This window comes from Streptomyces sp. NRRL F-5727 (genome assembly GCF_000719555.1).
GTDB lineage: Bacteria > Actinomycetota > Actinomycetes > Streptomycetales > Streptomycetaceae > Streptomyces.
Genome location: NZ_JOGX01000033.1, coordinates 26298 through 48303, shown reverse-complemented (window position 1 = coordinate 48303; position 22006 = coordinate 26298). Strand labels below are relative to the sequence as shown.

16 protein-coding genes are annotated in these 22006 nt (G+C 72.8%); 5 read left to right on the top strand and 11 right to left on the bottom strand.

Annotated features, from left to right (window positions below):
• Positions 1-23: 23 nt before the first annotated feature.
• On the bottom strand, positions 24-1364 hold the full coding sequence (locus IF73_RS0122350; RefSeq protein WP_031010876.1) for a M16 family metallopeptidase: 1341 nt from the start codon (positions 1362-1364) through the stop codon (positions 24-26).
• A gap of 189 nt (positions 1365-1553) precedes the next feature.
• Between IF73_RS0122350 and IF73_RS0122345 the strand changes: the two genes are divergently transcribed.
• The gene (locus IF73_RS0122345; RefSeq protein ID WP_031010874.1) at positions 1554-4013 is read left to right on the top strand and encodes a DNA gyrase/topoisomerase IV subunit A; all 2460 of its coding nucleotides are present in this window, start codon (positions 1554-1556) and stop codon (positions 4011-4013) included.
• A gap of 168 nt (positions 4014-4181) precedes the next feature.
• Here the strand turns inward: IF73_RS0122345 and IF73_RS0122340 are convergent, their stop codons facing one another.
• Positions 4182-4847, bottom strand: a complete 666-nt coding sequence (locus tag IF73_RS0122340; protein ID WP_031010872.1) for a TetR/AcrR family transcriptional regulator C-terminal domain-containing protein — start codon at positions 4845-4847, stop codon at positions 4182-4184.
• 93 nt (positions 4848-4940) lie between these two features.
• On the opposite strand from IF73_RS0122340, the gene IF73_RS0122335 reads away from it, so the two are divergent.
• The gene (locus IF73_RS0122335) at positions 4941-6410 is read left to right on the top strand and encodes an FAD-dependent monooxygenase (protein ID WP_031010870.1); all 1470 of its coding nucleotides are present in this window, start codon (positions 4941-4943) and stop codon (positions 6408-6410) included.
• Between the two features lie 7 nt (positions 6411-6417).
• On the opposite strand, the gene IF73_RS0122330 is transcribed toward IF73_RS0122335, so the two are convergent.
• Positions 6418-7470, bottom strand: a complete 1053-nt coding sequence (locus tag IF73_RS0122330; protein WP_031010868.1) for a CobW family GTP-binding protein — start codon at positions 7468-7470, stop codon at positions 6418-6420.
• A gap of 229 nt (positions 7471-7699) precedes the next feature.
• Here IF73_RS0122330 and IF73_RS0122325 point away from each other — a divergent pair, with 229 nt between their 5' ends.
• Positions 7700-9430 (top strand): sensor histidine kinase, encoded by a 1731-nt coding sequence (locus IF73_RS0122325; RefSeq protein ID WP_031010866.1) that lies wholly within the window; start codon positions 7700-7702, stop codon positions 9428-9430.
• Entirely contained in the window at positions 9427-10107 is a 681-nt protein-coding gene (locus IF73_RS0122320; RefSeq protein WP_031010864.1) for a response regulator, read from the top strand. The genes IF73_RS0122325 and IF73_RS0122320 overlap by 4 nt, the downstream gene beginning before the upstream one ends.
• 21 nt (positions 10108-10128) lie before the next feature.
• Here the strand turns inward: IF73_RS0122320 and IF73_RS0122315 are convergent, their stop codons facing one another.
• The 3 genes from IF73_RS0122315 to IF73_RS0122305 all read right to left on the bottom strand — a co-directional run bounded on the left by IF73_RS0122315 (position 10129) and on the right by IF73_RS0122305 (position 14511).
• Positions 10129-11721, bottom strand: coding sequence for a cation acetate symporter (locus IF73_RS0122315; RefSeq protein ID WP_031010862.1), 1593 nt, complete (start codon positions 11719-11721; stop codon positions 10129-10131).
• Positions 11718-12158, bottom strand: a complete 441-nt coding sequence (locus IF73_RS37930) for a DUF485 domain-containing protein (RefSeq protein WP_199806696.1) — start codon at positions 12156-12158, stop codon at positions 11718-11720. Before IF73_RS37930 ends, IF73_RS0122315 begins: the two co-directional genes overlap by 4 nt.
• A 235-nt stretch (positions 12159-12393) precedes the next feature.
• A complete protein-coding gene (locus tag IF73_RS0122305; RefSeq protein ID WP_031010857.1) occupies positions 12394-14511 on the bottom strand; it encodes a DNA gyrase/topoisomerase IV subunit B in 2118 nt (705 codons plus the stop codon).
• A gap of 434 nt (positions 14512-14945) precedes the next feature.
• On the opposite strand from IF73_RS0122305, the gene IF73_RS0122300 reads away from it, so the two are divergent.
• The gene (locus IF73_RS0122300; protein ID WP_031010855.1) at positions 14946-15176 is read left to right on the top strand and encodes a DUF7455 domain-containing protein; all 231 of its coding nucleotides are present in this window, start codon (positions 14946-14948) and stop codon (positions 15174-15176) included.
• Between the two features lie 146 nt (positions 15177-15322).
• On the opposite strand, the gene IF73_RS0122295 is transcribed toward IF73_RS0122300, so the two are convergent.
• The 5 genes from IF73_RS0122295 to IF73_RS0122275 all read right to left on the bottom strand — a co-directional run bounded on the left by IF73_RS0122295 (position 15323) and on the right by IF73_RS0122275 (position 21908).
• Positions 15323-16144, bottom strand: a complete 822-nt coding sequence (locus IF73_RS0122295; protein ID WP_031010853.1) for a serine protease — start codon at positions 16142-16144, stop codon at positions 15323-15325.
• A 148-nt stretch (positions 16145-16292) separates the two neighbouring features.
• Positions 16293-17846, bottom strand: a complete 1554-nt coding sequence (locus tag IF73_RS0122290; RefSeq protein WP_031010850.1) for an RNA polymerase sigma factor — start codon at positions 17844-17846, stop codon at positions 16293-16295.
• Between the two features lie 379 nt (positions 17847-18225).
• Positions 18226-19116, bottom strand: coding sequence for a FadR/GntR family transcriptional regulator (locus tag IF73_RS0122285; RefSeq protein ID WP_078868192.1), 891 nt, complete (start codon positions 19114-19116; stop codon positions 18226-18228).
• 160 nt (positions 19117-19276) lie between these two features.
• Complete coding sequence (locus IF73_RS0122280) at positions 19277-21019, bottom strand: ATP-binding cassette domain-containing protein (RefSeq protein ID WP_031010846.1); 1743 nt, start codon at positions 21017-21019, stop codon at positions 19277-19279.
• Positions 21020-21143: 124 nt separating this feature from the next.
• Complete coding sequence (locus IF73_RS0122275) at positions 21144-21908, bottom strand: NUDIX hydrolase (protein WP_031010844.1); 765 nt, start codon at positions 21906-21908, stop codon at positions 21144-21146.
• Positions 21909-22006 lie beyond the last annotated feature (98 nt).

Genomic DNA, 22006 nt, shown 5'->3' with positions numbered 1-22006 from the left:
GGTCAGGGGCTGGGCGGTGTCCGTCACTGGTCCGCTCCCTCTTCCTCGTCGCTGTCTTCGGCGCCGGTCTGCGCCGGCTCGTACACCAGCACCGCCCGGTTGTCGGGGCGGAGGCGGGCCGCGGCCACCTCGCGCACCTCGTCGGCGGTGACCGCGAGGACCCGGTCGACGGCGGTGAGGGCGAGCTGCGGGTCGCCGAACAGCACGGCGAACCGGCACAGTTCGTCCGCGCGGCCGGCGACGGTGCCGAGCCGGTCGAGCCATTCGCGCTCCAGCTGGGCCTGGGCGCGCTCCATCTCCTCGGCGGTCGGGCCCTCGGCGGCGAAGCGGGCGAGCTCCTCGTCGACGGCGGCCTCGATGGCGGGGACCTCGACGCCGCCGGACGTCTTGACGTCCAGCCAGCCGAGCGAGGGGGCGCCGGCGAGCCGGAGCAGGCCGAAGCCGGCGGCGACGGCGGTGCGGTCGCGGCGGACCAGCCGGTTGTGCAGGCGGGAGGACTCGCCGCCGCCGAGCACGGTGAGGGCGAGGTCGGCGGCGTCGCACGCGCGCGTGCCGTCCTCGGGCAGCCGGTAGGCGGCCATCAGGGCGCGGGCCGGGACCTCCTCGACGACGACCTCGCGCAGCTGCTCGCCGATGACGTCCGGGAGGGCGCCGTCGCGCGGGGCGGGCTTGCCGTCGTGGCCGGGGATGGAGCCGAAGTACTTCTCGATCCAGGCGAGCGTCTGCTCCGGGTCGATGTCGCCGACGACCGACAGGACCGCGTTGTTGGGCGCGTAGTAGGTGCGGAAGAAGTTCCGCGCGTCCTCCAGGGTGGCCGCGTCCAGGTCCGCCATCGAGCCGATGGGGGTGTGGTGGTACGGGTGGCCCTCGGGGTACGCGAGCGCGGTGAGCTTCTCGAAGGCGGTGCCGTACGGCACGTTGTCGTACCGCTGGCGGCGCTCGTTCTTCACGACGTCCCGCTGGTTCTCCATCGACTCGTCGTCGAGGGCGGCGAGCAGCGAGCCCATCCGGTCGGCCTCCAGCCAGAGCGCGAGCTCCAGCTGGTGGGCGGGCATGGTCTCGAAGTAGTTGGTGCGCTCGAAGCTCGTCGTGCCGTTGAGCGAGCCACCGGCGCCCTGGACGAGCTCGAAGTGCCCGTTGCCGTGGACCTGCTTCGAGCCCTGGAACATCAGGTGCTCGAAGAGGTGGGCGAGGCCGGTGCGGCCCGCGACCTCGTGGCGCGAGCCGACGTCGTACCAGAGGCAGACCGCGGCGACCGGGGTCAGGTGGTCCTCCGAGAGCACCACCCTCAGGCCGTTCGCCAGCCGGTGCTCGGTCGCTGTCAGGCCGCCGGAGCCGGCCTCGGCCGTGGCCGTGTGACCCATGGGCATGTACGTCCCTTCGATCGCGGTACGGGAAAAGTCCTGCCACTGTATGCAAGCGCGCCGACACCTGGCGAAGTTCCCGGACCCCGGAGATGTCCCTCGTCCGGGTCGCGGTCCGCGCTGTCGGTGGCACGGTCCACAATGGTCCGCGTCAGATCAAGCTTTGTCGGAGAAGGAGCCGCAGCCGCGATGGCCCGCCGCAGCACGAAGACACCGCCGCCGGACGACGCGTACGAGGAGAGGATCCTCGACATCGACGTCGTCGACGAGATGCAGGGCTCCTTCCTCGAGTACGCCTACTCGGTCATCTACTCGCGCGCCCTGCCCGACGCCCGCGACGGCATGAAGCCGGTCCAGCGGCGCATCGTCTACCAGATGAACGAGATGGGCCTCCGCCCGGACCGCGGGTTCGTCAAGTGCGCCCGCGTGGTCGGCGAGGTGATGGGCAAGCTGCACCCGCACGGCGACGCCTCGATCTACGACGCCATGGTGCGCATGGCGCAGCCCTTCTCCATGCGCGTGCCGCTGGTCGACGGCCACGGCAACTTCGGTTCGCTGGGCAACGACGACCCGCCGGCCGCCATGCGGTACACCGAGTCGCGGATGGCCCCGGCCGCGCTGCTGATGACCGAGTCCATCGACGAGGACACGGTCGACTTCGCGCCCAACTACGACGGGCAGGAGCAGGAGCCGGTCGCGCTCCCCGCCGCGTACCCGAACCTGCTGGTGAACGGCGCCTCCGGCATCGCGGTCGGCATGGCGACCAACATGCCCCCGCACAACCTCGGCGAGGTGATCGCGGCCGCCCGCCACCTGATCCGGTACCCGAACGCGGACCTGGACGCGCTGATGCGCTTCGTCCCCGGCCCCGACCTGCCGACCGGCGGCCGGATCGTCGGCCTGAACGGCATCCGGGACGGGTACGAGTCGGGCCGCGGCACCTTCAAGATCCGGGCCACCACGTCGGTGGAGACCGTGACGGCCCGCCGCAAGGGCATCGTCGTCACCGAACTGCCCTTCACGGTCGGCCCCGAGAAGGTCATCTCCAAGATCAAGGACCTGGTCGGCTCGAAGAAGCTCCAGGGCATCGCCGACGTCAAGGACCTCACCGACCGGGCCCACGGGCTCCGCCTGGTCATCGAGATCAAGAACGGCTTCGTGCCCGAGGCGGTCCTGGAACAGCTCTACAAGCTGACGCCGATGGAGGAGTCCTTCGGCATCAACAACGTGGCCCTGGTGGACGGCCAGCCGCTCACGCTCGGCCTGAAGGAGCTGCTGGAGGTCTACCTCGACCACCGCTTCGAGGTGGTCCGCCGCCGTTCCGAGTTCCGCCGCGGCAAGAAGCGCGACCGGCTGCACCTGGTCGAGGGCCTGCTGGTCGCCCTGCTCGACATCGACGAGGTCATCCGGCTCATCCGGGAGAGCGAGAACTCGGCGCAGGCGAAGGAGCGCCTGATGGAGCGCTTCTCGCTGAGCGAGATCCAGACCCAGTACATCCTGGACACCCCGCTGCGCCGGCTCACCAAGTTCGACCGCCTGGAGCTGGAGACCGAGCGGGACCGGCTGACCGGCGAGATCGACGAGCTGACCGGGATCCTGGACTCCGACTCCGAGCTGCGCAAGCTGGTCTCGGCGGAGCTGGCCGCGGTCGCGAAGAAGTTCGCCACCGACCGGCGCACGGTCCTCCTGGAGTCGGCGGGCGCGCCCGTCTCGGCCGTCCCGCTGGAGGTCGCGGACGACCCGTGCCGGGTGCTGCTCTCCTCGACCGGGCTGCTGGCCCGGACGGTCTCGGCGGAGCTGCCCCCGGCCGAGGCGGACGCCAAGCGGGCCAAGCACGACGTCATCGTCTCGTCGGTGGCGGCCACCCAGCGCGGCGACGTGGGCGCGGTGACCTCCGCGGGCCGGCTGCTGCGGCTCGCGGTCATCGACCTGCCGCAGCTGCCGGACACGGCCGCCGCGCCGAACCTGGCGGGCGGCGCGCCGCTGAGCGAGTTCCTGTCGCTGGAGGCGGACGAGACGGTGGTCTGCCTGACCACGCTGGACGAGTCCTCGCCCGGTCTGGCGCTCGGCACCCTGCAGGGCGTGGTCAAGCGGGTGGTGCCGGACTATCCGGCGAACAAGGACGAGCTGGAGGTCATCACCCTCAAGGACGGTGACCGGATCGTCGGCGCGACCGAGCTGCGGACGGGCGAGGAGGACCTGGTCTTCATCACCTCCGACGCGCAGCTGCTGCGCTACCCGGCGGCCCAGGTGCGGCCGCAGGGCCGCCCGGCCGGCGGCATGGCGGGCATCAAGCTGGCGGCCGGCGCGGAGGTGCTGTGCTTCGCCGCGGTGGACCCGGCGGCGGACGCGGCCGTGTTCACGGTGGCGGGCGCGAGCGGCACCCTGGACGGCGCCGCGGCGACCTCGGCGAAGCTGACGCCGTTCGACCAGTACCCGCGCAAGGGCCGGGCGACCGGCGGCGTGCGCTGCCAGCGCTTCCTGAAGGGCGAGGACGCGCTGCTCCTGGCCTGGGCGGGTGCCCTGCCGGCCCGTGCCGCGCAGAAGAACGGCACGCCGGTCGAGCTGCCGGAGCCGGACCCGCGCCGCGACGGCTCGGGCACCCCGCTGCCGAAGCCGGTGGACGTGGTGGCGGGCCCGGCCAGCTAGCCGCCTCCGCACGCGCGCGAAGCCCCCGCTCCCTGTCGGAGCGGGGGCTTCGTCGTGGTCGGGGCGGGGCCGCTGTTCCGTACGGGGGCCGGGGCGGGTGCCGGACGGGGCGCGGAGCGGGACGGGTGCCGGACGGGGCGCGGAGCGGGACGGGTGCCGGGCTCGGCGTCAGGCGTGCGTGCCGGGGGCGTACACCGACTCGATCCCGGCGACGATCAGCCGCAGCCCCTCCTCGAAGCGCTCGTCGTAGTCGGCGAACAGCTCCGCTCCGGCCGCCGCCGCGAGCGGGTACGCGGCGAGGCGGTGGGCGCGCTCGTCGATGTCGAAGCCCTCCCGTGGCTCTCCGGGGAGGGGTTCGGTGCCCTGCTCCTCGGTGACGAACCCGAGGGTGTACATGTACGCCGTGGTGCTGGCCCGCACCGCCTCGCGCAGCGTGAACCCGGCGTCGACCAGGGCGCCGAGCTGGAGCTCCATGTCCTGGGCGTGGTCGGTGCCGGTGAACCGGGCGCCGCTGTAGACCTTGGCGCCGTCGCGGTAGCGCAGCAGCCCGGCGCGCAGCCCCCGGTTGGCGCCGAGCATCAGCTCCTGCCAGCTCTGCCCGGCGGCCGGGCGGGCCTCCGGCTCGGCGACCATGCGCCGGTACATGACGGTGGCCATCTCGTCGAGCAGGGCCTGCTTGTTCTTGAAGTGCCAGTACAGGGCGGGGGCCTGGACGTGCAGCTCCTGGGCGATGGCGCGGAGCGTGAGCCCTTCCAGGCCGCGCTCGTTCAGCAGCCGCAGGGCGGTCTCCGCCACCGTGCTCGGGTCCAGCTTGGTCGTCTTCTTCGTCGCCACCCCGTCACGGTATCCCCTTGACTCCTTAACGCCGTTAAGGCGATGCTGGGGAGGTCGGCATTTAACAGCGTTAAGGACTGGAGGCGGACAGCCATGCCTGTGGACCGGGACACGGACGTCGTCATCACCGGAGCGGGCCCCACGGGGCTCGTGCTCGCCCTCGACCTCGCCCGCCGGGGCGTCCGGACGCTCCTCCTGGAGCGGGCCGACGGGCTCTTCCCCGGCTCGCGCGGCAAGGGACTCCAGCCGCGCAGCCTGGAGGTCCTGGACGACCTCGGCGTCCTGCCCGGGGTGCTGGCGGCGGGCGGCCCGTACCCCCGGATGCTGGCCTGGGAGGGCACCGAGCGGCGCGGCGAGTGGGACATGGTCCCGCGCTCGGAGCCCACCGAGCGGGTGCCGTACGCGAACACCCTGCTGATCCCGCAGTCCCGCACCCAGGAGCTGCTGTACGAGCGGCTGACGGCGCTCGGCGGCGGCGTCCGCTTCGGCACCGCCCTCACCGGCCTGCGCCAGGACCACGCGGGCGTGGCGGCGGAGCTGAGCACCGGCGAGACGGTCCGGGCCGGCTACCTGGTCGGCGCCGACGGAGGCCGCTCCACGGTCCGCCGGGCCCTCGGCATCGGTATGACCGGCGAGACCGTGGACCCGCGCCCGATGCTCGTCGCGGACGTGCGGATCGCCCCCGGGACGGTGGCCGGCCGGGACCACTGGCACGTGTGGCGGGCGCCGGACGGCGGCGTGGCGCTCTGCCCGCTGCCGGGCGACGCCGCCCTCTTCCAGCTCGCCGCCACCTTCGAGGACCCGGCGGCCGTGGTGGACACGACCCCGGAGGGCGTCCGCGCGCTGCTCGCCGCCCGTACCCCGCTGGACGCGGACCAGATCACGGACGTGCCGTGGGCCTCGGACTACCGCGCCAGGGCGGCGCTCGCGGACCGCTTCCGGGAGGGCCGGGTCTTCCTCGCGGGCGACGCCGCCCACGTCCACTCCCCCGCCGGCGGCCAGGGCCTCAACACGGGCGTCCAGGACGCCTACAACCTCGGCTGGAAGCTCGCCCAGGTCCTCCTCCACGGGGCACCGGCCGCGCTCCTCGACAGCTACGAGGCCGAGCGCCGCCCCGTCGCGGCGGACGTCCTGGGGCTCAGCACCCGGCTCCACCGGGCCACCGCCGACGGCGAGGCCACCCAGCGGGGCAAGGACGTCCAGCAGCTCGACCTCGGCTACCGGGACTCGGCCCTCGCGGTCGACACCCGCCCGGAGACCTCGGGGGACACCCTGCGCGCGGGCGACCGCGCCCCGGACGGCCGGCACGGGGAGGGGCGGCTGTTCGACCTCTTCCGGGGCCCGCACTTCACCCTGCTCACGGCCGGCGACGCCGAGCCCCCCGCGGCACTCCCGGAGCAGGTCCGCACGGCCCGGCTGACGGCGCCGGGCGAGCCGTACGGCACGGGCGTCTACCTGATCCGCCCGGACGGGTACGTGGGCTGGGCCGGCGACCGCGCCGACGCGAGCCTCGACGCCTACCTGACGGCGGTCGGCCTGGCACCGGCGGGCCTGCCGGCCTGAGGCGCGGTCACGCCTCCTCGGCGTCCGGCTCGTCGCCCTGCGGCACGTACCGGAGGACACCCCACATGGAGTGCTCGTCCGGGACGTCCCCGGGTCCGTCCAGCTCGCAGGCGGCGAGCTCCTTGCGCAGAGCGGCGGAGTCGACGCCGGAGCCGATCAGGACGAGCTGCGAGAGGCGCTCCTCGCCGGCCGGCCAGGGCTCCGGGTAGAAGCGCAGGAAGCGGCCGACCGCGTGCACCGCGTACCGGTGGTCGGGGTCGGCGGCGCCGAAGTCCACGAAGCCCTTGAGCCGGTACAGGCCCTCGGGCCGGGAGTCGAGGAAGGCCATCAGCCGCCGCGGGTGCAGCGGGACCGCCGTGGCCAGGGAGACGGTGTCGTAGGCCGCGTGCACGTGCGCGTGCCCGTCGTCGTCGCCGTAGAGGATGTCCTCGATCGACATCTGCCCGGCGATCTCGTCCTCCGGGACGACCCGGTCGAAGAGCAGCTCGGGATCGATCCGGCCGTGCGCCGCCTCGATCACCGCAGCCCGGCCCGCGAGCCCGGCGACGGTCTCCCGGACGGTCCGCAGCTCCTCCCCGGACACCCGGTCGGCCTTGTTGACCACGACCAGGTCGGCGAGGGCGAGATGCCGGTCGGTCTCGGGGTGCCGCTGCCGGGTGGCGCCGAACTCGGCGGCGTCGACCACCTCGACCAGACCGCCGTAGACGATCCGCCGGTTCTCGCTGGCCAGCACCATCCGGACCAGCTCCTGCGGCTCGGCGAGACCGCTGGCCTCGATCACGATCACGTCCAGCCGCAGCTCGGGCCGGGTCAGCACCTCCAGGTACTCGTCCAGCTCGCTCGCGTCCACCGCACAGCACAGACACCCGTTGCCGAGCGAGACCGTGGACCCGACCTGCCCGGCGACCGTCATCGCGTCGATCCCGATGTCGCCGAAGTCGTTGACCATGACCCCGATCCGGGTCCCCCGGGCACTCCGCAGCAGATGGTTGAGGAGCGTGGTCTTCCCGGCCCCGAGAAACCCGGCGAGGACGACGACGGGGATCTGCTGCACGCTCAAGAGACAACCCTTTCGCTGGGACGACGACGGAGACCGGCCAGGAGAAAGGACGCCCCCGCGCCCGAACCCACCCGAACCGCCACCCAGAATAGGCAGCCCACCCCACCACAACGTCACCCCCGCACGCCGGCACACCCGCAAGGCCCCAGGCACACCCGACCACCGGCCCCGCGCCCCCGGCGCCCTCCGCATTTCCGGTCGTCGACGCCGTCCCCGTACCGTTTCGGGCATGAGCCGTACCGGATCGATCCCCTCTGCGCCGCCGGCCGTGCGTCGGCGGCGCCGGCTGGGGTGGCCGCGGCGGGTGTTCTCGCAGGTGCTGCTGATGCAGCTGGCCGTCGCCACCGGCGTCACCGTGCTGGCCACCGGGTTCTTCCTGGCCCCGCTGAGCGCCCAGCTCGACGACCAGGCGATGCGGCGGGCGCTGGCCATCGCGGAGACCATGGCCTCCTCGCGGACCGCCGCTGACCTGGCCGGCGGGCCGCCGTCGGCGACGGGACCGGTGCAGCGCGAGGCGGAGCGGGTCCGGGAGGCGACCGGCGCCGAGTACGTGGTCGTCATGGACACGCGCGGAGTGCGCTGGTCGCACCCCGACCCCGTCCAGATCGGCCGGACCGTCTCCACCGACCCGAGCGAGGTCCTGGCGGGCCGCGAGGTGATGGAGATCGACAGCGGCACCCTGGGCCGCTCGGCACGCGGCAAGGCCCCGCTGCGGAACGCGGACGGCGGGATCGTCGGCGCGGTCTCCGTCGGCATCGAGTACGACAGCGTCCGCGACCGGCTGCTCTCCGCGATCCCCGGCCTCCTGGCCTACGCGGGCGGCGCGCTCGCGGCCGGCGCGCTCGCCGCGTACCTGATCTCCCGCCGGATCCAGCGGCAGACCCGCGACCTGGCCTTCTCCGACATCTCGGCGCTGCTGGCCGAGCGCGAGGCGATGCTGCACGGCATCCGCGAGGGCGTGGTGGCCCTGGACCGCAGGGGTTCCGTACGGCTCCTCAACGACGAGGCCCAGCGCCTCCTCGGCCTCGGCCCCGAGGCCGCCGGGCGCCCGCTCGACGCGCTCCTCGGCCCCGGCCGTACGGCGGACGTGCTGACCGGCCGGGTGACCGGGGCCGACCTGGTGACCGTCCAGGGGCACCGGGTGCTGATCGCCAACCGGATGCCGACGGACGACGGCGGCGCCGTGGCCACCCTCCGCGACCGCACCGAACTGGAGCGGCTGGGCCGGGAGCTCGACTCCACCCGCGGCCTGATCGACGCCCTGCGCGCCCAGGACCACGAGCACGCCAACCGCCTCCACACCCTCCTCGGCCTGCTGGAACTGGAGCTGTACGACGAGGCGGCCGACTTCGTCACCGAGGTCGTCGGGGTGCACCGGGCGACCGCCGAGCAGGTGACCGAGAAGGTCCACGACCCGCTGCTCGCGGCCCTCCTGGTCGGCAAGGCGACGGTGGCCGCCGAGCGCGGGGTCTCGCTGCGGATCGCCCCGGACTCCCTGCTCCCCGACCGGCTGGTGGACCCGCGCGAACTCGTCACCGTCGTCGGCAACCTCGTCGACAACGCCCTGGACGCCGCCGCCGGCGCCCCGGACGCCCGGGTCGAGGTGGCGCTGCGCGCCGACGGCCGGACGGTGGTCCTGCGGGTCGCCGACAGCGGTCCCGGCGTCCCCGAGGACCGCCGGGAGCTGATCTTCACCGAGGGATGGACCACGAAGGAGCCGCCCTCCCACGGCAGGCGCGGCCTCGGGCTCGCGCTCGTCCGCCGCCTCGCCGAGCGGCGCGGCGGCACGGCGCGGGTGACGGCGGGCCCGGCCGGCGGCGCGGAGTTCACGGTGGTCCTGCCGGACGCGCTCACGGAACCGTCCCCGGCCGACCCGGCCGACCCGGCCGACCCGGTCCCGCCCGCCCCGCGCGGGCCGGTGGACCCGCACCCGACCAGGTCCGAGGAGGGGTCCCGGTGATCGACGTGCTCGTCGTCGACGACGACATCCGGGTGGCGCGGGTGAACGCCGCGTACGTGACCAAGCTGCCCGGCTTCCGGGTCGCGGCCACCGCCCACTCCACCGCCGAGGCCCTCTCCGTGCTCGACGGACAGCCGGTGGACCTCGTCCTCCTCGACCACTACCTCCCCGACGAGAACGGCCTCGCCGCCATCCGCGCGCTGCGGGCCCGCGGCCACCAGTGCGACGTGATCATGGTGACGGCGGCCCGGGACGTGGCGACCGTTCAGGCGGCGATGCGGCACGGCGCCCTCCAGTACCTGGTCAAGCCGTTCAACTTCGCCGGTCTGCGGTCCAAGCTGGAGGCGTACGCGGCCCTCCGCCGCGCCCTGGAGAGCGGCGGCGAGGCGGAACAGGCCGAGGTCGACCGGATCTTCGGCACCCTGGCGGCCGGCACCGTCGCCCCCGACCTGCCCAAGGGGCACTCGCCGACCACGGCCGAGCTGGTCCGCCAGGCGCTGCTGGCCGCCGACGGGCCGCTCTCCACCCAGGAGCTCGCCGAGCGGACCGGCGTCAGCCGCCAGACCGCCCAGCGGTACCTCAAGCTCCTGGAGCGGAACGGGCGCGTCCGTCTCTCCCTCCGGTACGGCGAGACCGGCCGCCCCGAGCACCGCTACACCTGGGTCTCCTCACCTTGAGGCCCGAGTTCCGGGGCGGCGTCAGGCGGCGCCCGCGCCGGTGAGCGCCCGCACCTCGGTCTCGGCGTGCCGTGCCTCGTCGGGCGGCTCGGGCGAGGTGACCGTGCCGAGCCAGCCGGCCAGGAACCCGAGCGGGATGGAGACCACGCCCGGGTTCTGCAGCGGGAAGACATGGAAGTCCATGCCCGGGAAGAGCGCCTCGGGACTGCCCGAGACGACTGGCGAGAACACCACCAGGAGCACCGCGGGGACGAGCCCGCCGTAGACCGACCAGACCGCGCCCCGGGTGGTGAAGCGGCGCCAGAACAGCGAGTACAGCAGCACCGGCAGGTTGGCCGAGGCGGCCACCGCGAAGGCGAGGCCGACGAGGAAGGCCACGTTGAGGTCGCGGGCGAGCAGCCCGAGCCCGATCGCGACGGCGCCGATGACGGCGGCCGCCACCCGCGCCACGGTGACCTCGCTGTACTGCTTCCCGCCGGACCGGCGCAGCGAGGCGTAGAGGTCGTGGGCGACGGAGGCGGAGGAGGCCAGCGTGATCCCGGCGACGACCGCGAGGATGGTCGCGAAGGCGACGGCGGCGACGACCGCGAAGAGCACCGTGCCGCCGGTGGAGCCCGCTCCGCCGCCGAGGTCGAGGGCGAGCAGCGGGACGGCCGTGTTGCCGGAGGCGTTGGAGGCGCGGACCTCGGCGGAGCCGATGATCGCGGCGGCGCCGAAGCCGAGGACGATGGTCATCAGGTAGAAGCCGCCGATGAGGCCGATGGACCAGACGACCGAGCGGCGGGCGGCGCGGGCGGTGGGCACGGTGTAGAAGCGGGACAGGATGTGTGGCAGTCCCGCCGTGCCGAGGACGAGCGCGAGACCGAGGCTGATGAAGTCCAGCCGGGCGGTCCAGTCGCCGCCGTAGCGCAGGCCGGGGCCGAGGAAGGCGGTGCCGTGCCCGCTGCGCTCGGCGGCGGTGTTGAGCAGGCTGTTCACATCGCCGTGGAAGCGGATCAGGACGAGGACGGTGAGCGTGACGGTGCCGGCCATGAGCAGCACCGCCTTGACGATCTGGATCCAGGTGGTGGCCCTCATCCCGCCGAGCGACACGTAGATCACCATCAGCGCGCCGACGCCGACGACGGTCCAGGTGCGGGCCGCCTCGCCGGTGCCGCCGAGGAGCAGGGCCACCAGGCTGCCGGCGCCCACCATCTGGGCCACCAGGTAGAGCACGGAGACGGCCACCGAGGAGGTGCCGGCCGCGATCCGCACCGGTCGTTCGGCCATCCGCGCGGCGACGACGTCGGCGAGGGTGAACCGGCCGCAGTTGCGGACGAGTTCGGCGACGAGGAGGAGCACGACCAGCCAGGCGACGAGGAAGCCGACCGAGTAGAGCATGCCGTCGTAGCCGTAGAGGGCGATCAGGCCCGAGATGCCGAGGAAGGAGGCGGCGGACATGTAGTCGCCGGCGATGGCGAAGCCGTTCTCCATCGGCGAGAAGAGCCGGCCGCCGGCGTAGAACTCCTCGGCGGATCCGTGCCGGTTGCGGCTCACCCAGGTGGTGATGGCGAGGGTCACGGCGACGAAGGCGCTGAAGAGCAGCAGGGCGAGCGTCTGGTGGTCTCCGGTCACCACTGGCCGGCTCCTCTCGTCATCTCCTGGGTGTCCCAGCGCAGTTCGAGCGCTGCCCGGTCCCGGCGCAGCCGCGCGTGCCGGGCGTAGGCCCAGGTGAGGAGGAAGGTGGTGAGGAACTGGCCGAGGCCGGCGATCATCGCCACGTTGACCGCCCCGGCCACCGGCCGGGCCATCAGGCCGGGGGCGGCGGTGGCGGCGACGACATAGGCGAGGTACCAGACGAGGAAGGCGAGGGTCGCGGGGAAGGCGAACCGGCGGTAGCGGCGCCGTACCTCCTGGAAGGCGGGGCTGCGCTGGACCTCCAGGTAGATCCCGGCCGCCCCGGGCAGCGGGTGCGCGGCCTCGTCGTGCCGCTGGCGCGGAAGCTCCGGCGGGGTCCCGCCCGGCCCTTCGTCCCGCGCCCCCGCGCGTTCCTGCTCGTCCAGTTGTTCCACCGGTCAACTCTCCTTGTCAGCGAACCGTTTCGGCCGCGTGCCCAAGGATGGACAGAGTGGGCAGATCCCGGACTCTTCTCCCTCCGCTCTTCACCCCATCAGGTGACTCTTCGGCCCGGCGCCTGACCGGACCGGGCCGATATGCGTATGGACGCCGGACGGCCCGGCTCCCGTGGGACGGGGACCGGGCCGGTTCGCCGGAGGGCGGTGGTACGACGGAGAGCGGTGGTACGGCTCAGGCGTCGATGCGCGAGCGGTCGAGCGTCGCCGCGGAGCTGGTGATGAACTCCTTGCGGGGCGCCACGTCGTTGCCCATCAGCAGGTCGAAGACCGTCTCGGCCGCGTCCAGGTCGCCGATGTTGATCCGGCGCAGGGTGCGGTGGCGGGGGTCCATCGTGGTCTCCGCGAGCTGGTCGGCGTCCATCTCGCCGAGACCCTTGTAGCGCTGGATGGCGTCCTTGTAGCGGACCCCCTTGCGCTGGAACTCCAGGAGCGTCTGGCGCAGCTCGTTGTCGGAGTACGTGTACACGTACTTGTCCTGGCCCTTCTTGGGCTGGACCAGCTCGATCCGGTGCAGCGGCGGCACGGCGGCGAAGACCCGGCCGGCCTCGACCATCGGGCGCATGTAGCGCTGGAAGAGGGTCAGCAGCAGCGTCCGGATGTGCGAGCCGTCGACGTCGGCGTCGGTCATCATGATGACCTTGCCGTAGCGGGCCGCGTCGATGTCGAAGGTGCGGCCGGAGCCCGCTCCTATGACCTGGATGATCGCGCCGCACTCGGCGTTCTTGAGCATGTCCGAGACGGACGACTTCTGGACGTTGAGGATCTTGCCGCGGATCGGCAGCAGGGCCTGGAACTCGCTGTTGCGGGCGAGCTTGGCGGTGCCGAGCGCGGAGTCTCCCTCGACGATGAAGAGCTCGCTGCGCTCGACGTCGTCGCTGCGGCAGTCGGCCAGCTTGGCCGGCAGCGAGGAGGACTCCAGGGCGGTCTTCCGGCGCTGGGCGTCCTTGTGCTGGCGGGCGGCGATCCGGGTGCGGGCCGCGGCGACGGCCTTCTCCAGGACGGCGCGGGCCTGGGCCTTGGCGTCCCGCTTGGTGGAGGTCAGGAACGCCTTGAGCTCGCGGGCGACCACGGTGCTCACGATGCGGCGGGCGGCCGAGGTGCCGAGCACCTCCTTGGTCTGGCCCTCGAACTGCGGCTCGGCGAGGCGGACCGTGACGACGGCGGTCAGGCCCTCCAGGGCGTCGTCCTTGACGATGTCGTCCTCGGCGACGCGCAGCAGCTTCGCCGAGCGCAGCACCTCGTTCACGGTCTTCGTGATGGCCTGCTCGAAGCCGGAGACGTGGGTGCCGCCCTTAGGGGTGGCGATGATGTTCACGAAGGACCGGACGGTGGTGTCGTACCCGGTGCCCCAGCGCAGGGCGACGTCCACGCCGAGCTCACGGGTGACCTCGGTGGGGGTCATGTGGCCGCGGTCGTCGAGGACCGGGACGGTCTCCTTGAAGGTGCCCTGGCCGGTGAGGCGCAGCACGTCGCAGACGGCCTTGTCCTGCGCGAGGTACTCGCAGAACTCGCTGATGCCGCCGTCGAAGCGGAAGACCTCCTCGCTCTTGCCGATCCCCTCCAGGTCCCGCTCGTCGCGGACGACGATGGTGAGGCCGGGCACGAGGAAGGCGGTCTGGCGGGCGCGCTGGTGCAGCGTCTCCAGGGCGAGCTTGGCGTCCTTGAGGAAGATCTGCCGGTCGGCCCAGTAGCGCACCCGGGTGCCGGTGCGGGTCTTCGGCACCCGCTTGCCCTTGATCAGCCCGCTCGACGGGTCGAAGGGGCTGTCCGGGCCCTGCTCGGTGAAGATGCCCGGGACACCGCGCCGGAAGCTGATCGCGTGCGTGGCGCCGTTCCGGTCGACCTCGACGTCGAGGCGGGCCGAGAGCGCGTTGACCACGGAGGCGCCGACGCCGTGCAGACCGCCGGAGGCCGCGTACGAGCCGCCGCCGAACTTTCCGCCGGCGTGCAGCTTGGTCATGACGACCTCGACGCCGGAGAGACCGGTCTTGGGCTCGACGTCGACGGGGATGCCGCGGCCGTTGTCGCGGACCTCGACGGACCCGTCGTCGTGGAGGATGACGTCGATGTGGTCGCAGTAGCCGCCCAGGGCCTCGTCGACCGAGTTGTCGATGATCTCCCAGAGGCAGTGCATCAGGCCACGACTGTCGGTGGACCCGATGTACATTCCGGGGCGCTTGCGGACCGCTTCGAGCCCTTCGAGGACGAGCAGGTGCCGCGCGGTGTAGTTGGAACCGTCACGGTCTGCGGTCAGCAGCGCACTGGACGGCACGGACGTTTCGGCGGTCACGCGGTTCGCTCCTCGCTGAATTTGGAATCTTGCCCGATGGGGTGAGTACCGGCGTCGCTCACCGCTCAGAGGGTACCGATGCCTGGTAGGGCCGCTGAAACGCCACCCTCCCGGTTTCCTCATGCTAGTCCAGAGTCGCATGGGTGTTCGATCCCTCGAAGGGGTGACGTGAACATCACGTTCCCTTCCAGGCATGAACCATCTAGGCTCCGGGCACGTCCTCATGAACAACCGGCAAGCCCGCCGGGAGGACGACCGACACCACAGCAACGCGAAACCCGTAGAGCGACGCAATACGGCTCATTCGCCGCCAACCGGCAGCAGACAGCCACCTTGGGAAAAAGTTTCAAGGAAAAGCCACGAGCGGGAACGTTTTCGGCCTGGTTGGATGTTGACCCTGGTACGACAGCTCGTCGAGCTAGAGAAGAGGCGACGTGACTACTGTTCTGACCCCCGCGAGCCCCCTGACGGCCGCTGACCGCTGCGACCGCTGCGGCGCCCAGGCATACCTGCGTGTCGTCCTGGCCAGCGGAGGTGACTTGCTCTTCTGCGCCCACCACGGTCGCAAGTTCGAGCCGGAACTCAAGAAGATCGCCGTTGAGATACAGGATGAGACGGACCGGCTGACCGATGTGCCGGCCCGCACGATGGGCGACGAGCACTGACGCCGCGCTACCACGACGAGCTCAGGGCCGGTCGCTGACGACCGGACGACGGGCGGCCACTCCCTCGACCAGGGGGTGGCCGCCCGTTCTCGTACCCCTCGGAGCCCGCCCGGGCAGGCCCCTCGGCCCGGCACCGGCCCCGGGGCTCAGAACCGCTCGGGCAGCACGGTGGAGACCCGCGTGTAGACCCCGGGGTTCTCGGCCTGCCCGCAGCCGCTCCCCCAGGACACCAGCCCGATCAGCACCCCCCGGCCCACCAGCGGGCCGCCGCTGTCGCCCTGACAGGCGTCCCGGCCGCCCTCGGGGTCCCCGGCGCAGAGCATGGACGCCTTGCGGTACGAGACGCCGCCCCAGCCACCCGGGTACGCCCGCTCGCAGGCCGAGTCCGGCAGGACCTGCACGGGCGCCGAGCGGAGCGAGGAGGCGTAGCTCCCGTTCCCGGTCGTGTCGCCCCAGCCGTACACCTGGGCCTCCGTCCCCGGGGCCTCCGCCGCGTCCCCGGGCGCCGCCACCTTGATCACGTAGGACTGCGGCAGGGCCTCGGCGAGGGTGAGGACGGCGAGGTCGCCCGCGTTGGTCGACGGGTCGTAGTCCGGGTTCACCCAGGTGTCCGCGATACGCACCTCCTGCCCGCCCTGGCCGCGCAGGAGGGCCCGGCCGGCGATCACCGAGAAGTCCCGCAGCTGCCAGGGGGCGCCGCCGAGCACCTCACGGCCCAGGCAGTGCGCGGCGGTGAGCACCTTGGTGGGCGCCACGACGACGCCGCCGCAGAACTGACCCGCCCGCGTACCCCCGAACCGGTCACGGCTGGACAGCGCCACCACCCAGGGCGCGTCGGTGATCGCCGCCGGGCTGCCGCCCACCACGACGCTGTCCGCGCCGGCCGGGGCGGCCCAGGCCACCTGTCCGGCCACCGCCGTGACCAGACCCAGGGCACCCGTCAACGCACGGGCGAAGGGACCACGCATGGAGCCTCCTGACTCTCCGCAGATATCCGTTCACCCAGCGTCGGGCACGGACGCGTCCGCTGCACGCGCGAACGGCCGAAGGGCCCGGTCCCCGAGCGGGGAACCGGGCCCTTCGGCCGTCGCTGTACGCCTCGGACCGATCGGGAGATCAGTCGAGGTAGTCGCGCAGGACCTGCGAGCGCGACGGGTGGCGCAGCTTCGACATGGTCTTCGACTCGATCTGGCGGATCCGCTCACGGGTCACGCCGTAGACCTTGCCGATCTCGTCCAGCGTCTTCGGCTGGCCGTCGGTGAGACCGAAGCGCATGGAGACCACGCCCGCCTCACGCTCGGAGAGCGTGTCGAGGACGGAGTGCAGCTGCTCCTGGAGGAGCGTGAAGCTGACCGCGTCGGCCGGCACGACCGCCTCGGAGTCCTCGATGAGGTCACCGAACTCGCTGTCGCCGTCCTCACCCAGGGGGGTGTGGAGGGAGATCGGCTCGCGGCCGTACTTCTGGACCTCGATGACCTTCTCCGGGGTCATGTCGAGCTCCTTGGCCAGCTCCTCCGGGGTGGGCTCGCGGCCCAGGTCCTGGAGCATCTGGCGCTGGACGCGCGCGAGCTTGTTGATGACCTCGACCATGTGCACCGGGATACGGATGGTGCGGGCCTGGTCGGCCATGGCGCGGGTGATCGCCTGGCGGATCCACCAGGTGGCGTACGTGGAGAACTTGTAGCCCTTGGTGTAGTCGAACTTCTCGACCGCGCGGATCAGACCCAGGTTGCCCTCCTGGATCAGGTCCAGGAAGAGCATGCCGCGGCCGGTGTAGCGCTTGGCCAGCGAGACCACCAGACGGAGGTTGGCCTCCAGGAGGTGGTTCTTGGCGCGGCGGCCGTCCTCGGCGATGATCTCCAGCTCGCGCTTGAGCTTCGGCGCGATCTTGTCCGAGCCCGCGAGCTTGTCCTCGGCGAAGAGACCGGCCTCGATGCGCTTGGCGAGCTCGACCTCCTGCTCGGCGTTGAGCAGGGGGACCTTGCCGATCTGCTTCAGGTAGTCCTTGACCGGGTCGGCGGTGGCGCCGGCCACGGCGACCTGCTGGGCGGGAGCGTCGTCCTCGTCCTCGTCGGACAGCACGAAGCCCTTGGTCTCGCCCTCGGCCTCCTCCTCGTCCTTGCCCGGCGCGACGTCCTCGAGCAGCTCCTCGCCCTCGATCAGTTCGTCGTCGGACTTCTTGGACGCGGTCTTCTTGGCCGCCGTCTTCTTGGCGACGGTCTTCTTGGCCGCCGTCTTCTTGACGGCCGCCTTCTTCGCGACCGCCTTCTTGGCGGGCGACGCGGCCTCGTCGGCCGGGTCGGCGCTCTCGGCCGCGGGGGCGGTCGAGCCGGTCGCGACGGTGCTCCTCGTCACCGTCGCCGCCCTGGCGGTGACGGTGGTCTTGGCGGCGGTGCGCTTGGCCGGGCTCTTCGCTGCTGCGCTCTTGCGGGCGCGCTTCGGCGACTCCGCTGCACTGACCATCAGCGTCACACCCTCTTCCTCGAGGATCTGATTGAGGCTGCGCAGAACATTCTTCCACTGGGTTGGCGGAATCTGGTCAGCCTCGAAGGCCCGACGCACGTCATCGCCGGCGATCTGCCCATCAGCCTTTCCCCGCTCGATGAGCGCCATCACAGACTCGGACTCGGCGATCTCCGGCGGGAGCGTACGGGATGTGCTGGCCGACACGAACAACCTCTCGGAACGATGGAAACGGCTTCCGGCCCCGCCCGGGATCGGGCCGGAGCCGACGACCGTCGACGGGGAATGTGCCGACGGCGCGGGCTGGACCGGGGAACTGCACAGCGCCTGCACCGGCTGCTGTATTCCTTCCTCGGCTGTCACCTCTTAGGTCATCGCACGGCTCGGAGGAGTGTTACGCCCAATCTTCGTGTCCCGAGTCACACCGCATCCGCGACGAACCGGACGGAAGGGAGTCAAGCGTACATTCGGCGCCGCCGGCACCCTGGCGCGGTCCGGGGAACCCCTCCGGGCTCCCCGGACCGCGCTCGGACCCGGCGGCTCTCCCTGCGTACGCGCCCGTGCGCTTCCGGCCACGGTCCGCGGATCAGTGTTCGCGGGGGGCGGGGACCACGCGGGGCTCCACCTCGGGGTGAACCGTGAGCAGTTGGCGCATGGCGGTCTCGGCCCCCAGGGCGTCCCCGGCGGCGAGGGCGTCGACGATCCGCGCATGGTGCGCCAGGCAGCTGTCGCCGGGGCGGTCGCAGCCGGTGACGGGGCCGCCGGAGACCTGGAGGGCGGCGGCGACGATGCCGGAGAGGTGCTCCAGCATGCGGTTGCCGGCGAGCTGGATGAGCAGGGAGTGGAACTCGGCGTCGGCCCGGGAGAAGGTGATGCCGTCACCCTGCGCGTACGCGTGCCCCATGATCTCGACCATGTCGGAGAGGCGCTGCTGCACGTCCTCGCGGCCGTGGCCGGCGGCGAGGCGGGCGGCCAGCGGCTCGATGGTCCAGCGCAGCTCGTTGAGCTCGCGCCGCTGGTCGTCGCGCTGGGGGCCGAAGGCGCGCCACTCGATGATGTCGGGGTCGAGCAGGTTCCAGTCGCTGACCGGACGGACCCGGGTGCCGACGTTGGGCCGCGCGCTGACCAGACCCTTGGCCTCCAGGACGCGGAGGGACTCGCGCACGACGGTGCGCGAGACCTCGAAGCGCTGGCCGATCTCCTCGGGGACGAGGGGGCGGTCCGCGCCGAGGTCGCCGGAGACGATCATCTGGCCGAGCTGCTGGACGAGCTGGCCGTGCAGTCCGCGGCCGCGGCTGCCGGCGGTGCGGCGGCCGACGCGGCCGAGGTCCGTGTCCACCCCCTCCCAGGAGGGCGGGCTCACGCGGTCGGCGACGGGCGCCTCCGCGTAGGGGTAGCGGTCGAGATCGCCCGGGGCGCCGAGGCCGGAGTCGACGGAGCGGGCGGCGGTCATCATCGTATGCGCAAGGGTACTCACGCATCCTTTGTCGGCGTTGCCTCCGTGACCCTTGAGGTCTTTGGTGAAAAGCACACGAAAGGGTGATCGGCACCCGCTACGCAATTGACGATTATTCGGACATAAGAGGCATTCATCAAGGGAGTTGCGACCCATCCGGAACCTATTGGTCCGGAAGTGATCACCAACGGGCCTGCGAACGAAGGCCGGTGAGCACATAGGCGCAGAGCAGAACCGTCAACGTGAGCGCGAGAGCCACACCGGCGGGCTGCCCCACCACCTCCAGAGCCCCGGCGATCCAGCGATCGAGGGACGGCGCCCACCGCGGCCCGACGAACTCGCCGAGCCGGGCGGGGAGTCCGGCGACGGACCGGACCGCGGGGCCGCTCATCACCTGCCCCAGCACCGGGACGAGCGCGACCGGCACGAAGAGGACCGCGGCCACCCCGGCGGCCGCGGCCCGGAACACTCCGGCCCCCAGCACCCCCGCCCACGCGCAGCCGACCGCGAGGCCCAGCCAACTCGCCGCCATCGGAGCCCAGTTGTCCGGAACGGAGATCAAGTCCGCTCCGTAGCAGAGGCGGAGGGCCGCCAGATCGGCCGCCGCCACCAGCGCACCGAGGAGCAGCGCGCCGAGCGCGGCGACGGCGAGCTTGGCGAGCAGCAGCGCGAGCCGGCGCGGTACGGCTCCGCGCCCCGCGGCCAGCGCGGGGTAGCGGTACTCCTCACCGAAGGAGAGGGCGCCGAGCAGACCGGCGCCGAGCGCGGCGGGCGGCAGCGGCAGCAGGTCGGGCCAGGCGGCCAGCACCGCGGGGAGCGGGGTGCCGCCGCCCCTGCCGAGCAGCACCGCGAGCACGGCCGACACCGCCAGGACGCCCGCCAGGACCAGCCCCGTGGACGGTACGCCGAGGATCCGGCGCAGCTCGTACCGGAGCGGGCGCAGCGGCGAGCGGACCGGTCGGCGCGCCGTCGCCGCCCGGCCCGGACCGCCGGCAGCCGCCGCCCGGCCGGCTTCGGGCGCCTCTTCGGACCTCGGCCCGGTGGGCCCGGGGCCCGCGTCCCCGATTTCGTCCGCGAGCCGGTGGACCGGGACGCCGTGCCGGAACGCGATGTCCCCCACCTGGGCGCAGTCCCCGCCGTAGACCAGGAGGAGGTTGCCGTCCTCCGTGACGACCTCGACCGGACGGCGGGCCGACCGGGCCTCCTGGGTCACGGCGGCGGCGAGGCGGGCGGCCTGCGGCGAGCGGACGGCGACCCTCGGCCGGAGCCTGGTACGGGCGAAGTCGCCGGAGTCCTGGGCGGCGACCAGGCGGCCGGCGTCGACGGTGACGACGTGGTCGGCGTTACGGGCCGCGTCCTTGGGGTCCCTGGTCGTGTAGAGGACGGTGCCGCCGGCCCGCGCGTGGGCGCGCAGCAGTTCGTGCAGCCGGATCCGCTCCGCCGGGGACAGCCCCGCCCCCGGATCGTCGAGGAGCAGAGTGTGCGGCTCCCCCAACAGGGCGGCGGCCAGGGCGAGTCGGCGGTCCGCCCCGCGCGGCAGGGTGCCGATCCGTCGTCCCTCCAGGCCGCCGAGCCCCACGGCGCGGATCACCTCGTCGGCCCGGCCGGCCGGAACTCCCGCTCCCGCGGCGAGCATCCGCAGCTGTCCGCGCACGGTACGGGAGGGGTGGCCGGGCACATCGCCGAGGACCACCCCGATCTCGCGCGCGGGCTGGGCGATCCGGCGCAGCGGCCGCCCCCGGAAGTAGGTGAGTCCACGCCCCGGGTCGAGTTCGAGCAGCAGGCGCAGGGCGGTCGTCTTGCCGGAGCCCGGGGGGCCGACGAGGGCGGTCACGGCTCCCGCCGGCGCCTCGAAGGTCAGATCGTCCACGGCGGGCGGGCGATCGCGGCGGGGGGTGCTGGTCAGTCCGATGGCCTGGAGCATCGCTTCTCTCGCGGTAGGTGTCACCGCTCCGCAGGCAGGGCGGCGCTACCGCAGCAAGATAACGCCAGATTTCGGACTTTTGCCGCAGGGTTGCCGCCTCGGGGGCGGCGGATCCGTGTGCCCCTCAGACCTCGGGGCGCAGCATCGGCGGGTTGAGCAGGGTGGCGCCGCCGGCCCTGAACAGCTGGGCGGGGCGCCCTCCCTGACGGGTGGTGGTCCCTCCGGTCGGGACGAGGAAGCCGGGGGTGCCGGTGACCTTGCGGTGGAAGTTGCGCGGGTCGAGCGAGACGCCCCAGACGGCTTCGTAGACCCGGCGCAGCTCGCCGACGGTGAACTCGGGCGGGCAGAACGCGGTGGCGAGCGAGGAGTACTCGATCTTGGAGCGGGCCCGCTCCACCCCGTCGGAGAGGATCTGGGCGTGGTCGAAGGCGAGCGCGTCCGGAGAGTCGCTCCCCGCCGCCCGCGCCTGGTCGAGCAGCTCCTCCACGGGCGCCCAGCGCGCGCTGTGGGCGTCGCCGCCGGGCCGGGGCGCGGGCAGGTCGGGGGCGAGCGCGAGGTGTGCGACGCTCACCACCCGCATCCGCGGGTCGCGCTCGGGCGCCCCGTAGGTGGCGAGCTGTTCGAGGTGGGCGCCGTTGTCCGGCACGGGCTGGGGCGCCGACGGGTCGTGGGCGCACAGCCCGGTCTCCTCGGCCAGCTCGCGCGCGGCGGCGGCGCCGAGGTCCTCGTCGTCGCGGACGAAGCCTCCGGGCAGTGCCCACCGCCCCTGGAACGGCGCTTCTCCCCTACGGACGACCAGGGTGCACAGTGCGTGGCTCCGCACGGTGAGGACGACCAGGTCGACGGTGACAGCGAAGGGCGGGAAGGCCGACGGGTCGTAGGGAGACATGCCGCGATCATAGTCGTCTTCCTGACGATAAACACGCCCCGCGTGCTCTCCGACCGTGACTTCGTCACCCGGTCGCGAGCGCTTCCTCGTCTCCGTGC

Excerpts from the sequence above, each read along its gene's own strand:
- IF73_RS0122325 (WP_031010866.1), top strand. The coding sequence starts at position 7,700 with ATGAGCCGTACCGGATCGATCCCCTCTGCGCCGCCGGCCGTGCGTCGG.
- IF73_RS0122275 (WP_031010844.1), bottom strand. The coding sequence starts at position 21,908 with ATGTCTCCCTACGACCCGTCGGCCTTCCCGCCCTTCGCTGTCACCGTC.
- IF73_RS0122345 (WP_031010874.1), top strand. The coding sequence starts at position 1,554 with ATGGCCCGCCGCAGCACGAAGACACCGCCGCCGGACGACGCGTACGAG.
- IF73_RS0122280 (WP_031010846.1), bottom strand. The coding sequence starts at position 21,019 with ATGCTCCAGGCCATCGGACTGACCAGCACCCCCCGCCGCGATCGCCCG.
- IF73_RS0122335 (WP_031010870.1), top strand. The coding sequence starts at position 4,941 with ATGCCTGTGGACCGGGACACGGACGTCGTCATCACCGGAGCGGGCCCC.
- IF73_RS0122295 (WP_031010853.1), bottom strand. The coding sequence starts at position 16,144 with ATGCGTGGTCCCTTCGCCCGTGCGTTGACGGGTGCCCTGGGTCTGGTC.
- IF73_RS0122350 (WP_031010876.1), bottom strand. The coding sequence starts at position 1,364 with ATGGGTCACACGGCCACGGCCGAGGCCGGCTCCGGCGGCCTGACAGCG.